Origin of the sequence: Streptomyces sp. NPDC016845, assembly GCF_044332585.1 — a bacterium.
Classification (GTDB): Bacteria; Actinomycetota; Actinomycetes; order Streptomycetales; family Streptomycetaceae; genus Streptomyces.
Genome location: NZ_JBIRPI010000005.1, coordinates 18,736 through 35,453 on the forward strand (window position 1 = coordinate 18,736; position 16,718 = coordinate 35,453).

General features: G+C 71.8%; 13 protein-coding genes. 8 read left to right on the plus strand and 5 right to left on the minus strand.

Annotated features, from left to right (window positions below; genetic code table 11):
- Window positions 1–22: 22 nt before the first annotated feature.
- Window positions 23–889, minus strand: coding sequence for a hypothetical protein (locus ACH4RC_RS15960; protein ID WP_398200595.1), 867 nt, complete (start codon window positions 887–889; stop codon window positions 23–25).
- A gap of 185 nt (window positions 890–1,074) precedes the next feature.
- Between ACH4RC_RS15960 and ACH4RC_RS15965 the strand changes: the two genes are divergently transcribed.
- Window positions 1,075–1,746 (plus strand): phosphatase PAP2 family protein, encoded by a 672-nt coding sequence (locus ACH4RC_RS15965; protein WP_398200598.1) that lies wholly within the window; start codon window positions 1,075–1,077, stop codon window positions 1,744–1,746.
- Between the two features lie 87 nt (window positions 1,747–1,833).
- On the opposite strand, the gene ACH4RC_RS15970 is transcribed toward ACH4RC_RS15965, so the two are convergent.
- A complete protein-coding gene (locus ACH4RC_RS15970) occupies window positions 1,834–2,520 on the minus strand; it encodes a response regulator (protein WP_398200601.1) in 687 nt (228 codons plus the stop codon).
- Window positions 2,508–4,130 carry a sensor histidine kinase gene (locus ACH4RC_RS15975; protein ID WP_398200604.1) on the minus strand — a complete coding sequence of 541 codons (1,623 nt, stop codon included), beginning with the start codon at window positions 4,128–4,130 and terminating at the stop codon, window positions 2,508–2,510. Before ACH4RC_RS15975 ends, ACH4RC_RS15970 begins: the two co-directional genes overlap by 13 nt.
- An 866-nt stretch (window positions 4,131–4,996) precedes the next feature.
- Between ACH4RC_RS15975 and ACH4RC_RS15980 the strand changes: the two genes are divergently transcribed.
- The 5 genes from ACH4RC_RS15980 to cseC all read left to right on the plus strand — a co-directional run bounded on the left by ACH4RC_RS15980 (window position 4,997) and on the right by cseC (window position 9,667).
- Window positions 4,997–5,908 (plus strand): A/G-specific adenine glycosylase, encoded by a 912-nt coding sequence (locus ACH4RC_RS15980; RefSeq protein ID WP_398200607.1) that lies wholly within the window; start codon window positions 4,997–4,999, stop codon window positions 5,906–5,908.
- A gap of 212 nt (window positions 5,909–6,120) precedes the next feature.
- Window positions 6,121–6,663, plus strand: coding sequence for a SigE family RNA polymerase sigma factor (locus tag ACH4RC_RS15985; protein WP_361068452.1), 543 nt, complete (start codon window positions 6,121–6,123; stop codon window positions 6,661–6,663).
- The gene (locus ACH4RC_RS15990) at window positions 6,651–7,379 is read left to right on the plus strand and encodes a hypothetical protein (protein WP_398200610.1); all 729 of its coding nucleotides are present in this window, start codon (window positions 6,651–6,653) and stop codon (window positions 7,377–7,379) included. The genes ACH4RC_RS15985 and ACH4RC_RS15990 overlap by 13 nt, the downstream gene beginning before the upstream one ends.
- A gap of 58 nt (window positions 7,380–7,437) precedes the next feature.
- Window positions 7,438–8,166: a two-component system response regulator CseB gene (gene cseB, locus ACH4RC_RS15995; RefSeq protein ID WP_398201553.1), complete on the plus strand. Its 729-nt coding sequence runs from the start codon at window positions 7,438–7,440 to the stop codon at window positions 8,164–8,166.
- Between the two features lie 118 nt (window positions 8,167–8,284).
- Window positions 8,285–9,667 carry a two-component system sensor histidine kinase CseC gene (gene cseC / locus ACH4RC_RS16000; protein WP_398200613.1) on the plus strand — a complete coding sequence of 461 codons (1,383 nt, stop codon included), beginning with the start codon at window positions 8,285–8,287 and terminating at the stop codon, window positions 9,665–9,667.
- 416 nt (window positions 9,668–10,083) lie between these two features.
- Here cseC and ACH4RC_RS16005 read toward each other — a convergent pair whose 3' ends face one another.
- Window positions 10,084–11,787 (minus strand): MDR family MFS transporter, encoded by a 1,704-nt coding sequence (locus ACH4RC_RS16005; protein WP_398200615.1) that lies wholly within the window; start codon window positions 11,785–11,787, stop codon window positions 10,084–10,086.
- Window positions 11,788–11,934: 147 nt separating this feature from the next.
- On the opposite strand from ACH4RC_RS16005, the gene ACH4RC_RS16010 reads away from it, so the two are divergent.
- A complete protein-coding gene (locus ACH4RC_RS16010) occupies window positions 11,935–12,519 on the plus strand; it encodes a TetR/AcrR family transcriptional regulator (protein ID WP_398200618.1) in 585 nt (194 codons plus the stop codon).
- A 16-nt stretch (window positions 12,520–12,535) separates the two neighbouring features.
- Here the strand turns inward: ACH4RC_RS16010 and ACH4RC_RS16015 are convergent, their stop codons facing one another.
- Window positions 12,536–13,210, minus strand: a complete 675-nt coding sequence (locus ACH4RC_RS16015) for a M23 family metallopeptidase (RefSeq protein WP_398200621.1) — start codon at window positions 13,208–13,210, stop codon at window positions 12,536–12,538.
- 484 nt (window positions 13,211–13,694) lie between these two features.
- Here ACH4RC_RS16015 and ACH4RC_RS16020 point away from each other — a divergent pair, with 484 nt between their 5' ends.
- Window positions 13,695–16,703 (plus strand): NACHT domain-containing protein, encoded by a 3,009-nt coding sequence (locus tag ACH4RC_RS16020; protein ID WP_398200623.1) that lies wholly within the window; start codon window positions 13,695–13,697, stop codon window positions 16,701–16,703.
- Window positions 16,704–16,718: the final 15 nt, after the last annotated feature.

Sequence of the window (16,718 nt, forward strand, 5' to 3'; positions counted from 1 at the left end):
AGCCCCCGGTTCAGGACTCCGTTCAGTCCGATTTCAGGACGAACGACGCGCGGGCCGCCGCCAGTTGCGCACCCTTGACCTCGACCAGGTAAGTGCCCGGCCCCGCCGACCCCGCCGCGGGAGTCGCACACCGCGGAGCACTCGGCTTGCGGTCCCACGTCAGCGTCTGCGTGACCTTGCCGCCCGCCGGGACCCGGAGCAGGATGCCGCCCGTGCCCGTCGGGCAGTCCTCGGACGTCCAGTACTTCTCGTCGCCGTCCGCCTTCGTGATCGTGACGACCGCCGTCTTCGGGCCGAGATCGACCTTGCAGTCCTTGTCGGACGTGTTCTTGACGACCAGTTCGAGCTTCGGCTTGTCGCCCGGGGCGTACGAGTTGTGGACGCTGCGCACGGCGAGGGTCACACCGCCTGTCGTGCAGTCGGGCAGGGTCGATCCGGCCGGGACCTGGTCGCCGGAGGTCGAAGTGGAGCCACCGCCATAGCCGTTGCCGCCGCCGGCACCCGCCGCGCTGCCGCCACTGCCGCCACTGCCGCCGGATGAGCCGCCCGCGCCGCCGCTCGCACCGTCGCCCGAGCCCGCGTCGTCGCCCGAGCCGCCACCCGATCCACTGCCGGCGGAGCCGCCGCCCGAGGACGAGCCGCCCGACTCGTCGCGGCCGCCCGGGTGTTCGGTGATCGCGGGGCCCGTGCCGGACGGGCCCGGCGTGATGGCGTCCGTCGGGTGCTTGCCGTTGGAGCCGTCGGCGCCGTTGTTCCCGCCCCCGCCGCCCAGGTTGACGATCCATACGACGAGCAGCGCGAGGAGCACGACAATGGACGCCAGAACAACCCTCCTACGCCAGTAGATGGAGGAGGGAAGCGGCCCGATCGGATTGCGCAGAGATCCCACGCCCCAAACCTTACGAGAGAACGGGCCCTGTCCCGCGCTCACCCGCCGCCCCACGCGTCAAGTTTTCCGGATCATCATCACGCAGGCGTCGCGCGGGCCTGCGCGCACCCCTGTCTTTCGTCAGGTGCGGTCCGCGACCATCGCGAGATGTGACGGGGCCCCGGCATTGCGTACTGTCCGTCACCATGGGAACCATCGACTCCGATCTCTATCGCTCCATACTCCGGTTCGCGCACGACACTCCTTCCTGGTTTCAGCACTTGATGGAGGTGTGGACCGAACTGGGGCTGCTGCTCTTCGCCGTGCTGTTCGTCGCCGCCTGGGGGCGGGCGCGGCGCGGCGATCCGCGGGCCTTCGCCGTCGCGGTACTCGCGCCGCTGGCCACGGCGGTGGCGTACGTGTGCAGCGAGTTGGCCAAATCGGGGATCGATGAGGAACGGCCGTGCCGGGCCGTGTCGGGTGCGTTGCCGCCGCTCGTGGACTGCCCCGTCTACGGGGACTGGTCCTTCCCCAGCAACCACGCCACCATCGCCGCGGCGGCCGCCGTGGGGCTGGCCCTCGCCTGGCGCAGACTCGGCTTCCTCACCGTGCCGATGGCGATACTCATGGCCTTCTCCCGCGTCTTCGTCGGCGTGCACTATCCGCACGACGTCGCTACGGGGCTGGTCCTCGGCACCCTGGTCACGCTGCTCGTCGTACGCCTTCTCACGCGTCCGGGGGCGCGGGTCACCGAGGCGATGCGGGGCTCAGGGAACGGGCTCGCCCGGTGGTTCGCGGGGCCGGGTCCCGCGGGTGGCGGCGGCTACGTCGTGGCGTCCGGCGGGCGACGGGCGCGGGGTGGGGCGCATCGGCGGTAGGTGAGGCGGGACGGGGCGGGGCGGGGCGGGGTCGCTTTGTGGCTATCCCCTTCGTCCCACGCCGGTGACTCCGTCTCCCCGCGCGCCTCACGCCAGTAGCCCCGCCTCGTACGCCACGATCGCCGCCTGCACGCGGTTCTTGACCTCCAAGCGGTCCAGGACCGCGCTGACGTAGGCCTTCACCGTGCCTTCCACCAGGTGCAGGCGGCCGGCGATCTCCGGGTTCGACAGACCCCCGCCGACCAGGCTCAGCACCTCCCGCTCCCGCGGCGTGAGCCGCGCCACCCGCTCGCGCGCCGACGCCTCGCGCGCGAGCCTTCCGGCGCCGCCCATACCGTCGATCACATGGCGCGCCACCTTCGGCGACAAGAACGCCGCGCCGTCCGCCACCGCCCGTACGCCCGCCATCAGTTCGTGCGGGTCGCCCGACTTGAGCAGGAAACCCGTCGCCCCGCCGCCGAGCGCCCGCGCCACGTACGCGTCCTCGGAGAACGTCGTCAGCATCGCCACCGCCGTGCCCGGCACCGTCGCCGTGATCTCCTCGGCCGCCGCCAGGCCGTCCAGGCGGGGCATCCGGATGTCGAGCAGCGCCACGTCCGGGCGGTGCGCCCGGGCCAGCGCGATCGCCTCACGGCCGTCCGCCGCCTCCGCCACTACCTCGAAATCGCCGCCCGCCGCGAGGATCGCCCCCACACCGGCGCGGATCATCGCCTCGTCGTCGGCCAGGAGGACCCTGATGCGCTGCTTCTCCGGATCGTCGTTCAGCGGGCCCATTCCTCTTCCTCTTCCTGTACCTGCTCGGCCGTGCCCGCCTTGGGGATCACTGCCTTGTCGATGAGGGTGTGCGCCGCGTCGTCGCCGAAGCAGAGCCTGAAGTGCTCGACCGGCACGAACAGTTCGCCGCTCGCCCGGTAGTAGCGGCAGTCCGCGTGCGCGGGCGGCGGCGTGGGCGCCCGCTCCACCGGCGGGTCGCTGATCGTGCGGTCGGGCAGCCGGGAAGCCGCCTCGGCGAAGGGGGTGCCGGTGCGCAACTGGGCGTACGCCTGCGGGGAGAGGACGGCGTGCGTCTTCGTGTACGCGTACCAGGTGAACGCCGCGCCGATCAGAACGGTTCCCGCGACCGCCGCGGCCGTGAACGCCAGCGCCACGCGGCGGCGTGCGCTGCGACGCGCGTACGCGAAGCCCTCCGGGGTGCTGCGGGGCGGCAGTCCTGCTGGTGCTCCTGGTGCGGGCAGGCACGCCGTTACTCGGAAGCCGTCCTCGTGCGGGGTCGCCTCGAACGTGCCGCCCAGGGCGCTGACTCGGGTGCTCAGGTTGAGGAGGCCTGTGCCGCTGCTGCGGGGCGAGAGGGGGTCGGGGGGTGGGTGCGGGGGGCGGCCGTTGGTGACAGTGATCTTCAGTGCGGGTGGGGCGTTCCGGTGCGCCGCCGCCTCCGCCGCCTCCGCCGCCTCCGTCATCTCTACGGTGACCGGGGCGCCCGGCGCGTGTTTCGCCGCGTTCGTCAGCGCCTCCTGCACCACGCGGTACGCGGTCCTGTCGTCCGGGGTCCGCGGTCCGAGGAGTCGTACGGGCATGCCCGATTCCGCTGCCCGCTCCACCAGCTCCGCGACGCTCTCGCCGGGCGGCGCCAGCGGGGCCGGTTCGTCGTCCTCCTCCCGGAGCAGGCCGATGATCTCGTGCAGCCGGTCGGTGGCGTCGGACGCTGCCCCGCGCAGTTCGGCGGCGGCCCTGCGGTGTGGCTCGGCCAGGTCGGGGGCGACCTGGAGCGCGCCCGCCCGTACCGCGATCAGGCTCAGCTCGTGGCCCAGGGAGTCGTGCATGTCCTGGGCGATGCGGGCGCGTTCGAGGAGGCGGGCGCGGTCGGCGACGATGCGGTGCTCGCGCTCGAGTTGCTCGGCTCTGGCCCAGCCGGCGGCGGTCAGCTCGCGGCTCTGCCGCCAGTAGCGGCCGATGAGCCACGGGAAGACCGCGCCGAACAGGAGCGTGCCCATGAGGACGAGCCACTCCGCGGCGGGGTCGACCTGGCGCGAGGCGATTCTCACGGTGCCGGTGAGAGCGAGGGCGGCGAACGCGAGCAAGGACGGGCGTACGGGTATGGAGCGCAGGCCCATCACGTAGGCGAAGGCGGCCAGGGCGGGGCCGTAGGAAAGGGTGAAGAGGGAAGGGGCGGTGGCCAGGCCCGGGGCGGCTGCGAGGAGGAAGGCGGTGGCGGGGAGACGGCGGTGCGTGGCCGCTGCGGCGGCGAGAGCGGTGAGGCCGGCCAGTTGTTGCCAGACGGCGCTGGGTTCGTGCAGGTGGAGGTGGTCCACGAGGAGCACCGGCAGGGCCAGCGCCACCCAGAGCGCCAGGTCCGGCGAGGCGGTACGACATGCTCTGCGCTTCACCCGGTCGACGGTACGGCCTGGCGCCCAGCGCCGACGATGGGGGCGGGCCGCGCCGGGGCACACCAGCCCGCTCAGCGCCGACGCTGGGGCGGGGCCGTGCCGTGCGGACAGGTCCCTCCGGCCGTGCCCGGCGTACCTCCTCGGCCGGGCAGGCCCAATCCGGCCGTATCCGGGCCCCCTCGGCTCGCCCAACGCCGACGGTGGGGCGGGGCCGTGCCGGGGTACCTCCTCGGCCGGGCAGGCCCAATCCGGCCGTGCCCGGGGCACCCCTCGGCTCGCCCAACGCCGACGGTGGGGCGGGGGCCGTGCCCGGGGTACCTCCTCGGCCGGGCAGGCCCCAGCCGGCCGTGCCCGGGCCCCCCTCGGCTCGCCCAACGCCGACGGTGGGGCGGGGCCGTGCCGGGGTGCCTCCTCGGCCGGATAGGCCTCATTCCCCGCCGTCCGCCAGAGGCGAGTCGCCCGGCCCTGCGTTCCAGCGGAGTCCTGCGGGGGCACCCCGACACGGCCCCTCCGGTCGAGACGCGGGTGCACCCCGGTGGCCCAATCCCGTCACCGGGTGCACCCCGGTGGCCGATCCTGTCGCCGGGGTGCACCTTGGTGGCCGATCCTGTCGCCGGGGTGCACCTTGGTGGCCGATCCTGTCGCCGGGCGGGCGCCGCCTCGCCTGGTGGGCAAGGCGGCATCCCAGCGGCGGGGCTCCGTGTGAACAGGCACGCACAGAGGGGGCCGCCCTCCCCCGGGACACCGTGCAGATCGGCCCGTATACGTACACGCCCCCGCGCGCGTCAGCGCAAACGCCACGCTCAGTACCCGGGCAGGCGGGTCGGGGCCTGGCAGGGCGGGGGGCGTGGCACCATCGAGGGGCCATGACTGCGCTCATTAAGACCCCCGAGAACGTCCCCGGCCGCTCCGATCTGCACGAACCCGTCATCGACTGGTTCGGCGAACACGCCCGAGACCTGCCCTGGCGCCGCCCCGACGCGGGCCCGTGGGCCGTGATGGTCAGCGAGTTCATGCTGCAGCAGACGCCGGTGAGCCGGGTCCTGCCCGTGTACGAGCAGTGGATCGCCCGCTGGCCCCGCCCCGCGGACCTCGCGAAGGACGCCCCGGGCGAAGCCGTACGCGCGTGGGGCCGCCTGGGCTACCCCCGCCGCGCCCTGCGGCTGCACGGCGCGGCCGTGGCCATAACGGAACGGCACGGCGGCGACGTACCGACCGGGCACGCGCAGTTGCTCGCGCTGCCGGGCATCGGGGAGTACACCGCGGCGGCGGTCGCGTCGTTCGCGTACGGGCAGCGCCATGCCGTCCTCGACACGAATGTGCGGCGCGTCCTCGCGCGGGCCGTCGCCGGCGTTCAGTACCCGCCGAACGCCACCACCGCCGCCGAGCGCAAGCTCGCCCGCGCCCTCCTGCCCGAGCGGGACGATACGGCCGCGAAGTGGGCGGCCGCGTCGATGGAGTTGGGCGCGCTGGTGTGCACGGCGAAGAACGAGGAGTGCCACCGGTGTCCGATCGCGGCGATGTGCGCGTGGCGCCTCGCCGGCAAGCCCGCGCATGACGGACCGCCACGGCGCGGGCAGACGTACGCGGGGACCGACCGGCAGGTGCGGGGCAAGTTGCTGGCCGTGTTGCGGGACGCCGTCGCCCCCGTACCGCAGGCGGCGCTCGACCGGGTGTGGCACGAGCCAGTGCAGCGTGCGCGCGCTCTGGACGGCCTGGTCGACGACGGTCTGGTGGAGCCGCTCGGGGGCGGGTTCTACCGCCTCCCGGCGAGTTGAGTGCCGACTGGGAGCCGGCCGACCCGGAGCGTGCCGTGTGAGTTGAGAGTTCGCTCTTGCGTTCGTTACACAACCGACGGACAGCCGTGCGTTCTCCGACGTCTGGAACGGACAACGCCGTGACAACCCCTCCGTAACTTCTTCCTCGTGACCGCACGTGACCGGTGCGGACGACACACACGGGGCTTGCGGGAAGCGGGAGGCGGTTGATCATGGCGCACGGCGGCGAGGTGCTCGAGTTCGAGGAGTACGTCAGGACGCGACAGGACGCCCTGTTGCGCAGCGCCCGGCGCCTGGTGCCGGACCCGGTGGACGCCCAGGACCTGCTGCAGACCGCGCTCGTACGGACGTACGGACGATGGGACGGCATAGCCGACAAGCGCCTGGCCGACGCCTACCTGCGGCGCGTCATGATCAACACGCGGACCGAGTGGTGGCGCGCCCGGAAGCTGGAAGAGGTGCCGACCGAGCAGCTCCCCGAGTCCGTGATGGACGACTCCACGGAGCAGCACGCCGACCGCGCGCTCCTGATGGACATCATGAAGGTGCTGGCTCCGAAGCAGCGCAGCGTCGTCGTGCTGCGACACTGGGAGCAGATGTCCACCGAGGAGACGGCCGCCGCGCTCGGAATGTCGGCCGGAACCGTGAAGAGCACGCTGCACCGGGCCCTCGCCCGCCTCCGTGAGGAGCTGGAGAGCCGGGACCTCGATGCACGCGCGCTCGAGCGTGAGGAGCGGGAGCGTTGCGCGGCCTAGGCACACGTGCCTCTCGGATCCGCAGGGATCGGATCCGTAGGGCCCTGCGGGTTCTGAGGGCGGGGAGTTCGGCGATCGCCGGGCTCGCCGCCGTCGGGCTTTTCGTCGGGTTCCTCGCGGCGTGTTCCGCCGGTGGCACAGGCGCCCGGGACGAGGGCCCCGCCCGGACGGATCCGGTCGGGTCGGCCGAGTCGGCGGCCACCGCCACCGCCACCGCGAAGGCGCCGTCGCCGTCGTCATCGTCGTCGTCGTCGGCCCAGGCTCCGGACACCGTCGACGCCGTACGGCTGCTCAAGCACGATCCCAAGGTCAGCTCGGACATCAAGCGCGATCTCAAGCCGTGTGTCGCCGATGAGTACCCGGTCGACGTCAGCTACGGGAATCTGACCGGCGGCGCCTCCAATGACGTCCTGGTCAATGTCATGACCTGCGGTGACGCCGTCGGTATCGGGACGTATGTGTACCAGGACGACGCGGGCTCGTACCGGAACGTTTTCCAGGCCGAGGAGCCCCCGGTCTACGCGGAGATCGACCGGGGTGATCTCGTGGTCACCAAGCAGGTGTACGAGAAGGGCGACTCGGTCTCCTCTCCGTCGGGCGAGGAGATCCTCACCTATCGCTGGAGCGGGGACGGCTTCGCGCAGGAGAGTCGCACGCACAACGCCTACAGCCATGCCGTGGACGGGGCGTCGCCCGCCCCCACGGACGACGGCTGAGGCACACATACATGGACACGTACGGGCAGTGCATCGGATGGAGAGGGCAGTGAGCGCCATGGGTGAGCGCAAGGGTGAGCAGACCCACGTGCTGTTCGTCGAGGACGACGACGTCATCCGCGAGGCGACGCAGCTAGCTCTGGAGCGGGACGGTTTCGCGGTCACCGCCATGCCCGACGGGCTCGCCGGTCTCGAGGCGTTCCGCACGGACCAGCCGGACATCGCCCTCCTCGATGTGATGCTGCCGGGGCTCGACGGGGTCTCCCTGTGCCGCCGTATCCGCGACGAGTCGACGGTTCCCGTGATCATGCTGTCCGCGCGCGCGGACTCCATCGACGTCGTACTGGGCCTGGAGGCGGGGGCCGACGACTACGTGACGAAGCCGTTCGACGGGGCCGTGCTCGTGGCCCGGATCCGCGCGGTGCTGCGTCGCTTCGGGCACGCCGGCAGGCCGTCGGCTGCGGGGTTCGGTGCCGCGGAGGGGTCGTCGGGGGCCGACGGAGGCGTTCTGCACTTCGGCGACCTGGAGATCGACACGGAGGGCATGGTGGTCAGGAAGGACGGCGTACCGGTCGCCCTGACGCCGACCGAGATGCGGCTCCTCCTGGAGTTCTCCGCGGCCCCCGGCACCGTACTGTCCCGCGACAAGCTCCTGGAGCGTGTCTGGGACTACGGCTGGGGCGGGGACACCCGCGTCGTCGACGTCCACGTCCAGCGGCTGCGTACGAAGATCGGGCAGGACCGCATCGAGACGGTCCGCGGCTTCGGCTACAAGCTCAAGGCCTGAGCGGGCCGAAGTTGATGTTCATGTCGATGCCAATGCCGCTGCCAGTGGCGCTGCCGGTGTGGGTGCCGGTGCCGGTGCCGGTGCCGGTGGCTGGATTCTTCTTGTGGGGGATGGGGATATGACGCGGCCCGAGTCGCCACGTGCCCGGGTGGCCCTGCGCACCCTCCTCCCCCGCCGGCTGCGGCGCAGCCTGCGGTCCGGGGTGCGGTGGAAGATCAGTGTGGCCATCGCCGCGGTCGGGGCGCTGGTCGCCGTCGCGCTGAGTCTCGTCGTGCACAACGCGGCGCGGGTCTCGATGCTGGACAACGCCCGCGACGTGCAGGACGAGCGGATCCAGTTCGTGCAGCGGCAGTACGAGGCGCGCGGCGGCAACCTCCCGGTCGGGTTCAAGGTCAACGACCCCGACATGCCGCGTGACCTGCGACAGAAGGCGCTGTCCGGGCGCCGCGCCACCTACATCTCCGAGCCGTCCAACGGTGTGCCCGACATCTGGGCCGCCGTCCCGCTCGGCACCGGCGACCTGCTCTCGGTGCACACCCGCTTCACCGACCGCAGCGCGACCGTCATGAAGGACCTCGACCAGGCGCTGCTCATCGGCTCCATCTCGGTGGTTCTCGGCGGCAGCGCGCTCGGCGTGCTCATCGGCGGCCAGCTCTCGCGCCGTCTGCGCAAGGCGGCCGGTGCGGCTCGCGAGGTCGCGCAGGGCAGCACCGACGTCCGCGTACGGGAGGCGATCGGCGGTGTCGTGCGGGACGAGACCGACGATCTCGCCCGGGCCGTCGACGCGATGGCGGACGCGCTCCAGCAGCGTCTGGAGGCCGAGCGCCGGGTCACCGCGGACATCGCGCACGAGCTGCGCACGCCGGTCACCGGTCTGCTGACGGCGGCCGAGCTGCTGCCCGAGGGGCGGCCGAGTGAGCTGGTGAAGGACCGGGCGCAGGCGATGCGCACCCTCGTCGAGGACGTCCTGGAAGTGGCCCGGCTCGACAGCGCGGCCGAGCGGGCCGAGCTGCAGGACATCATGCTCGGCGAGTTCGTCGAGCGCCGGATCGCGGCCCGCGCCGCCGACGGCGTCTCCGTACGGATCATCCACGAGTCCGAGGTGACGACCGACCCGCGCCGCCTGGAGCGCATCCTCATCAACTTGCTGGCGAACGCCTCGAAGCATGCCCGGCCGCCCATAGAGGTCAGCGTCGAGGGCCGCGTCATCCGTGTCCGCGATCATGGGCCCGGCTTTCCCGAGGAGCTGCTGGAGGAAGGCCCGAGCCGGTTCCGCACCGGCGCCGCCGACCGCGCGGGGCACGGGCACGGGCTCGGTCTGACGATCGCGGCGGGTCAGGCGCAGGTGCTCGGCGCCCGGCTCACCTTCCGCAACGTACGCCCGCCGGGGGCCGGGCCCGACACCCCCGCCGAGGGCGCGGTCGCCGTGCTCTGGCTGCCCGAGCACGCTCCGACCAACACCGGCAGCTTCCCGATGCTGCGCCTGCCGGACAGCCGCTGACCATGTGACCAGCGCCTGACCAGCGCCTGACCACCGCCTCAATACGGCCGACGGCCCCGGCGCCATCGCGGCAGCACCGAAGCTGTTCACGCCCGAGGACGAATGACGAAGCGGCCCGCCCGAACCGACTCCGCCACCACCTTGCCGTCCCACCCGGCGCCCCCATCGCACCACCCACACTGCGCCTCAAACCGGCCGACGGCCCCGGCGCCATCGCAGCGCTGGAGCCGTCCACAGCCAACGGCGGATGAGTAAGCGGCCCGATCAACCGACTCCGCCACCACCTCGTCACCGCACGCGGCTCCCCGCACACCTCCCTCAATACACCTCAATGCGCCTCAAACCGGCCGACGACCCCGGCGCCATCGCAGCGCCGGGGCCGTCCACAACCGAGGGTGGATGAAGGAGCGGTCCGCTCAGACGGACTCCGCGACCGTCTTTCCGCCCCGCGCGGCGTCCCCAGCCGCACCGCCCTCGGCCTGCCTGTCGTCGGACGGCTGACCGGCCGACGGGTCGTCGGACGCAGCGCCGTCTGCCGGGTAGTCGGACGCAGCGCCGTCTGCCAGGGCGTCCTTCGTCGTGTCGCCCTCGGCCGGCTTCTGCGGGCCCGCCCCGCGCAGCGCGACCTCCTTCACGAACCAGGCCGCGACCAGCGCGACGACGGCCACGATCGCACCCAGCAGGAACGCGGAGTGCGTACCGGAGGAGACCGCGTCCTGGTAGGCCTCGCGGGCCTGCGCCGGAAGCTTCGCCAGGCTCGCCGCGTCCAGCTGCGCCGACTGCTCGGTCATCTTGCCGCCGAGCGCGCCCGCCTTCTGCGCCATGACGTCCTGCACCTTGTTGTTGAACAGCGCGCCCATGATGGCGACACCGAACGACGAGCCCAGGGTGCGGAAGAGCGTGGTGGACGAGGACGCGACGCCCATGTCCTTCATCTCGACGCTGTTCTGCGCGACCAGCATCGTGATCTGCATCAGGCAGCCCATCCCGGCGCCGAGCACGGCCATGTAGACGCCGGAGGTGAAGCGGGAGGTGCCGGTGTCCATCTGGGCGAGCAGGAAGAGGCCGCCCACCATCAGCACGCTGCCGACGATCGGGAAGACCTTGTACTTGCCGGTGTTCGTGGTGACCCGCCCCGCGACCAGCGAGACGACCATCATCGAGAGCAGCATGGGCAGCAGCAGGAGACCGGAGTTGGTCGCGGACGCGCCCTGCACGGCCTGCTGGTACAGCGGCAGGAAGAGCACCGCGCCGAACATCACGAAGCCGGTGACGAAGCCGATCAGGGACATCAGCGTGAAGTTGCGGCTGCGGAAGATGTGCAGCGGCACAATCGGTTCTGCGGCCTTGGTCTGCGAGAAGACGAAGCCGACGAGGGCGGCGACGCCGATCCCGATGAGCTCCATGATGACGGCGGAGCTCCAGGCGTACTCGGACCCGCCCCAGGTGGTGACCAGGACGATCGCGGTGATGCCGACGGTGAGCAGCACCGCGCCGAGGTAGTCGATCTTCCCCGAGGAGCGCTTCTTCGGCAGGTGGAGCACCACGGTGATCATGGCGAGCGCGACGGCGCCGATCGGCAGGTTGATGTAGAAGGCCCAGCGCCAGCCGAGGTGGTCGGTGATGGTGCCGCCGACGAGCGGTCCGCCGATCATGGCGAGCGCCATGACGCCGGCCATCATGCCCTGGTACTTGCCGCGCTCCCGGGGCGGGATGAGGTCACCGATGATCGCCATGACGCCGACCATCAGACCGCCGGCGCCGAGACCCTGGACCGCTCGGAAGCCGATGAGCTGGCCCATGTCCTGGGCCATGCCGCTGAGCGCGGAGCCGATCAGGAAGATGACGATGGAGGTCAGGAAGGCGCCCTTCCTGCCGTACATGTCACCGATCTTGCCCCAGATGGGGGTGGAGGCGGCGGTGGCGAGCGTGTAGGCGGTGACGACCCAGGAGAGGTGGTCGAGTCCGCCGAGTTCGCCCACGATCGTCGGCATCGCGGTGCCCACGATCATGTTGTCGAGCATGGCGAGCAGCATGGCGATCATCAGCGCCAGCAGCACGACGCGCACGCTGCGTGGCTGTTTCCCCTGCTCTTTTTCCTGTATCGCTGCTGTCGCCATGATCCCCAGCTCCCCCAGAAGTCGAGTGCCGCCGGGGCTTACTTGCCGCCCGGCTAGTTATCTACAATGGGGAAGGTAGAGCGCCAACTAGCCGGGCGTCAAGTAAGTTTCTCCCAAGAGAACTTCAAGGAGCACGAGGGGCACGCGATGGTCACGGACAGCAGCAACAAGCCGCAGCAGCGGCGCGGGGACACCCGCCAGCGCATCCGGGACGTGGCCCTCGAACTCATCGCGGAGCAGGGCTACGAGAAGACCTCGCTCCGCGAGATCGCCGAGCGGCTCGGCGTCACCAAGGCAGCGCTCTACTACCACTTCAAGACGAAGGAAGACATCGTCGTCAGCCTCTTCGACGACCTGATCACCCCGATCGACGAGCTGATCGTCTGGGCGAACGGGCAGCCGCCGACCCTGGACACCAAGCGCGAGATCCTCACCCGCTACGGCATCGCGCTCACCAACGCGTCCCCGCTCTTCCGCTTCATGCAGGAGAACCAGGCGACGATGCGCGAGCTGAGCATCGGCGAGAACGTCAAGGAGCGGATGACGACCCTCCTCGACCACCTGCTGCCCGAGGACGCCACCATGACCAACCGCGTGCGCTGCTTCAGCGCCGTGTTCTCGATGCACGCGGGGATGTTCGTCCTCAAGGACGTCGAAGGCGACCCCGAGGAGAAGCGCAAGGCCATCCTCGAGGTCGCCACGGACCTGATCGTTCAGGCCCACGAGGGCTGAAGCAGCCCTCGACGGGTCAGACCTTCACGCCCTTGGAGTGCATGAACGCGACCGGGTTCACCGCGGAGCCGTAGTTCGGGGTCGTACGGATCTCGAAGTGCAGGTGCGGGCCGCTGGAGTTGCCGGTGTTGCCGGACCGGGCGATGTGCTGGCCCGTGGACACGCTCTGGCCGACGTGGACGTCGACGCGGGAGAGGTGCGCGTACTGCGAGTACGTGCCGTTGCCGTGCTTGATGACGACGGCGTTGCCGTAGGCGGGGCCGTCACCGGCGCCGTTGCCGCCGGTCTTGACGACGGTGCCGCCGTGCACGGCCATCACGTTGGTGCCGATCGGCACGGCGTAGTCCTGGCCGGAGTGCTTGCCGGTGGCCCACATGCCGCCGCCCTGGTTGTAGCCGGCGGAGAGCTTGTAGTCCTTGACCGGGTCGATCCAGGAGGCGGCCTTCTTCGCGGCGGCCTCCTTGGCCTTCGCGGCGGCCTGCTTGGCGGAGGTGGCGGCCTTGGCCTGGGCGTCGGCCTGCGCCTGCACGGACGCGGCGGACACGGCGGGCAGCGGGCCCTGGGCGGAGTCGGCGGCGAACGCGGCCCCGGCGCCCAGTGCGGCGGACAGTCCGAAACCGGCGGCCACGACGGTGGCGCGCTTACGGAAGACCGACGTGCTGGAACGGTGGGACATGGTGCGCTTCGACATGCGGGAGACCTCTTCGAGCTTCGGGGACATTCGGGTCCGGTCGCCCTCCTGGAACCTGAAGCGGTCTCCGGTGGGCGGGAAGGGACCCGGCTCACGTCCTCGTGTCGCCGGGTCGGCCATCCCTTGGTAACCCCCACCCCGCCCCGGACTCAATGTCCCGAATTACTACGACAGGTCGTACGTAGGCGGGGTGACGGCGGTCTCTTGACACCCCCTGCAAACCTCAGGCGAAGTGCCGGATTTATCCGCCAATCGATGGTTTAGCCCCACATGGCGCGCCCAGCCCCCCGGCCCCACACGCCCAGCACGCCTCTTTGTTCTCGAAACGGACAAAACAACGGCCGCCATCGGTCGCGCAACAGCCGCCCCGCGAGACCAACGTCCCACTATTTCAGGTAGTACCAGACAAATCGCCTGTGCGGCTTGTCACCGGCGCTCAAGATCCAACCCCTGTGGAGTGTGATCGGGGCTACGCTCCCGAGCCATGGATCCCGCTGTCCTCGGCACCCGGCTGGCATCGAGTCTGATCGTCCCCGCGCTCCGCAAACTGCTCGTCCAGGAGGGCCCCGGCGCGGGCCTCACCGACCGCCCGGTGCGCATTTCCGGCCTCGTCTCCTTCAAGGGCGAGAAGCGCACACTCACCGAACAGGACGTCGAACGCCTGGCCAGGAAACTCGTCACGGCCGCGCTCGAGGGCCCCGGCGAGGCTCCGTTCCCGTACGACGAGGGCGAAGCGGTCGTCCTCGCGCTCGCCCGCACCCTGCGCTCCCTCGGTGACCTGGGCATGGACGACGTCCAGGCCGTCCGGCTCGGCCACCGCGAACTGGCCCGCACCCTGCGCGCCGCCGCACCCGCCCCCGGCCTGTCCACGGACGCCGCCTACTTCCTCGATTCCCTCACCGAGTGGGCGTGCCTGCACATCCTGCACTTCTTCACCCAGCGGTCCACCTTCGTCGCCCGCACGCTGGTCGAACAGAGCAGAGGGCAGGCCGAGACCATCGCCAAGCTGGACGCCCTGCTCGCGCGGGCCCCGGGCAGCGCCGCGGACCGCGCCTTCGAACAGCGCTACCGGGACTACCTGGCCCTGCGCCACAACCGCCTGACGATCTTCGGCCTCGACGCCCTCGACGGTGGCGACACCTGGCCGCTCGACCTCGCCTACCTCAGCCTCGAAGCGACCACCACCGACGAGGGCCCGCCAGGACCCGGCTCTCCCGAACCCACCCCGGTCACCGTCCGCCTCGCGGTCGCGGACGCCATCGCCGCCCACGACCGCGTCCTGCTGCGCGGGGGCGCCGGCTCCGGCAAGACCACCCTGATCCAGTGGCTGGCCACCACCACCGAGGACCGTGTCCCCTACGTCCTGCCGCTGCGCACCCTCGCCCGCGCGCCCCGGCTGCCCTCCCCCGCCGACTTCCTCGCCGGTACGGACTGCCCGCACACCCCGCCCGAGGGCTGGGCCGAGCGCGTCCTGGCCGACGGCCGTGCCCTCGTCATGGTCGACGGACTCGACGAGGTGCCCGCCGCCGACCGCCTCCGCGTCCGCGACTGGCTGCTCGCCCTCGTCCGCGGCTACCCCGGCAACCGCTGGCTGCTCACCGCACGGCCCACCGCCGTCCGCCCGGAGTGGCTGGCCGACGGCGGCTTCGCCGAACTGGCGCTCGCTCCCATGGACGGACCCCGCGTCTCCGCCTTCGTCCGCCGCTGGCACACCGCCGCCCGCGCCCCCGAGCACGAGGAACCTCTCCTCGACGCCCTGCGCACCAAACCCGACCTCGCCCGCCTGGCGGCGAACCCGCTGATGTGCGGCCTGATCTGCGCCCTGCACCGGGCCCGGCGCGGCTACCTCCCGCCCCGCCGCAAGGCCCTCTACGACGCCGCGCTCCAGATGATCCTCACCGAGCGCGACCGCCAGCGCGGAATGGGCAACCTCGACGGCATCGACCTGGAGACCGAGGACCAGATCGAACTCCTCCAGCGCCTCGCCTACGCCCTCGTCCTCGCGGGCCGCAGCGAGATGGACGAGGGCACCGCCCTCTCCCTCCTCGAACGCGCCCTGCCCTCCGTCCCCGCGGCCGCCTCTCAGGGCGACGCCGGCGCGATCCTGCGCCACCTCCTCCTCCGCAGCGGCGTCCTGCGCTCCCCGGCCGCCGGCGTCGTCGACTTCGCGCACCGCACGTTCCTCGACCACCTCGCCGCCCGGTACGCGGTCGAGGAGGGCCACTTCGACGTCCTGCTCGGCCGCGCCGACGACACCCAGTGGGAGGACGTCCTCCGGATGGCCGTCGCCCACGCCCGCACCCGCGAACGCGGCCGCCTGCTGAGCGGCTTGCTCGCCGCGGACACCCCCCGTATGACCCTGCTCGCCCTGGCCTGCCTCCAGGACGCGACGTCGGTGGACCAGGAGGTCGCGCAGGAGGTACGGGGGCGGGCCGCGGCCCTGATCCCACCGCGCTCCAAGTCCGAGGCGGAGAGCCTGGCCCAGGCGGGCCGTCTCGTCCTCGAACTCCTGCCGGGGCCGCAGGGCCTGTCGGACGACGAGGCGCACGCGGTGACCGTGACGGCCTCTCTCCTGGGCGAGGAGGGCTCCCTCCCGGTTCTGAAGAAGTACCGCGAGCACCCGTCCCTGGAGGTACGCCGCCAACTGGTCGGCACGTGGCACCGGTTCCCCGCCCAGGAGTACGCGGACGACGTCCTGGCCCACGTGGACCGCGACAAGCTGGACCTGACGGTGCGCGACCGCGAGCAGTGGCGGGCGGCGCGGACCATGGCGCCGTGGCGGCGCCTGGACCTCACGGGTACGTACTCGTGGGAGGAGATCTTCGCGGCGACGGACCCGGCGCGGTTGGAAGCCCTCGCGCTGGTGGACAACGCCGCCGTGGACGATCTGGGCCCGCTACGGGATCTGCCCGCGCTGCGGAGTCTGACGCTGCGGCGCTCTCCCCACACCATCGACCTCACGCCGCTCGCCGGCACCGCTCTGGAGCACTTGGGCATCATCGAGGTACCGGGCACGCGCGGCCTGTCCACGTTGAAGCGGCTGTCGTCCCTGTTCATCGGTTACGCCCTGCCCGGGGAGGTGCTCATGGACGAGCTGCCGTTCTCGGACCGGTTGCGCTCCCTCTACCTGGCGCGGGGCGCGGCGGCCCACACCGGCCTGCGCGCCCTGCCCATCCTGTCCGGCCTCACCTTTCTCAGCGTGAGCGCCAACCCTCTTCGGGCCGCCGACTGGGCGGAGCTGGCCGACCATACGGGGCTCAGGGGCCTGTACCTGGAAGGCGAAACCCTTCCCCCGCCACCGCTGCCGGAGCTCCCGCACATCACCCGCCTCGCCCTGCGCCTGCCCGACGGCCCCACCCAGATCGCCCCGTACACGCCCCTCTTCCCGTCGGTCCAGGCAGTGGAGATCTTCCCGGGCCCGACGACGGCCCAGGACCCCGCCCCGTACGCCGCTCTCTTCCCCACCGCGGAGGTGACGGTCCGCCCCCGCTGAGCGGCCGGAGACGAC